Raw genomic sequence first — 1,683 nt, forward strand, 5'->3', positions numbered from 1 at the left:
CCCCCACCCCCGCCCCCGGGGAGCTCCGGATCAGCGACCCGGGCCCGCAGGCCTGCAAGGTCAACCAGTCCTGCACCGTGCAGCTCACCGCCACCGGCGGCAAGGCACCCGTCCGCTGGAGCGCCACCGGACTGCCCTGGGGCCTGGGCCTCGACGCCGCCACCGGACGCCTCAGCGGCAAGCCCTGGGGCAGCGGCACCGTCCAGATCACCGTGACCGCCACCGACGCCACCCCGGTCACCGCCCGCACCACCTTCCCCCTCACCCTCACCTGGTGGTGAGACGGACTTGAACAACTCCCCGGCCACCCTGCACTGTTCGCAGAATGAGCGAACAGACCGAGCCGTACCGCATCGATCCCGCCGGTGGGTGCCCCCACGCCCTCAACGCCCGGCTGCGCGAGCACGCCCCCGTGGCACAGGTGGTCCTCCCCGGCGGGGTCCCGGGTGCAGTCGTCCTCGGGCACGAGGAACTCAAGGAGTTCCTCGGCCACCCCGATGTGGCCAAGGACGCCCGGCACTTCACCGCCCTCCAGGAAGGCGCCATAGCCCCCGACTGGCCGCTGCGGGTCTTCGCCCAGGCCCAGGGCATGCACACCGCAGACCGAGAGGACCACCGCCGGCTGCGCTCCCTGGTCGGCAACGCCTTCACCGCCCGCCAGGTCGAACGGCTCCGCCCGCGCATCGAGGAACTCACCGCCGGCTTCCTCGACGACCTCGACCGGGCCGCCGCCGAGGCCCCGGACGGGGTGGCGGACCTGCGCACCCACCTGGCCCTGCCGCTGCCGATGAGCGTGATCTGCGAACTGCTGGGCGTGGACCCCGAGTACCGCGAGCGGCTGCACGAGCTCTCGTACAAGGTCATCATCGCCACCGACATCACCCCCGCCGAGACCATGGCGGCGGCCAAGGAACTGGTCGAGGTGATCGCCACCATCGCCGCCGCCCGCCGCGCACACCCCGGCGACGACCTCACCAGCGCCCTCATCGCCGCCCGCGAGGCGGACGGCGACCGGCTCAGCGAGTCCGAACTCGTCGGCACCATGCGGCTGATGCTCGTCGCCGGCCACGAGACCACCCTGAACCTCATCAGCAACGCGGTCCGCGCCCTGTGCACCCACCGCGACCAGCTCGCCCTGGTCCTGGAGGGCAAGGCCGGCTGGAACGACGTGGTCGACGAGACCCTGCGCTGGGACGGGCCGGTCAGCTGGTTCCCCTTCCGCTACCCGACCCGCGACCTCGCACTCGGCGGGACCGTCGTCCCGCGCGGCACCCCGGTCCTCGCCGGCTACACCGCGGCCGGCCGCGACGCGCGCGCCCACGGGGACGACGCCGGCCGGTTCGACGTGACCCGCGCCGGGGCGGCACGCCACCTCTCCTTCGGCCACGGGGCCCACTACTGCGTCGGCGCACCGCTCGCCCGCCTGGAGGCCACCATCGCCCTGGAACGGCTCTTCACCCGCTTCCCGGACCTCGACCTCGCCGTGCCGGAGCCCGAACTGCCCCACCAGCGCAGCTTCATCGGCAACAGCGTCGAGACCCTCCCGGTCCGGCTCACCCGCCCCTAGGCCGTTCGTGGCCCAGGTCCAGGGTCACAGGCCGCCCAGTCCCGGCGGATCCAAGGGGACGTGGCGCGGGGGCTCCGGCTGCTGCCCCTCCTCCGGGGGCGGGGACAGCCGTCCGG

2 protein-coding genes are annotated in these 1,683 nt (G+C 73.9%); both read left to right on the forward strand.

Annotated elements, in window-relative coordinates:
• Positions 1 to 281: Ig domain-containing protein (locus tag EF918_RS35455; RefSeq protein ID WP_185922090.1), on the forward strand; the 281-nt coding region annotated here is incomplete at its 5' end.
• Between the two features lie 44 nt (positions 282 to 325).
• On the forward strand, positions 326 to 1,567 hold the full coding sequence (locus tag EF918_RS35460; RefSeq protein WP_125652946.1) for a cytochrome P450: 1,242 nt from the start codon (positions 326 to 328) through the stop codon (positions 1,565 to 1,567).
• Positions 1,568 to 1,683: the final 116 nt, after the last annotated feature.

Source organism: Streptomyces sp. WAC06614 (assembly GCF_003949795.1).
Classification (GTDB): Bacteria; Actinomycetota; Actinomycetes; order Streptomycetales; family Streptomycetaceae; genus Streptomyces.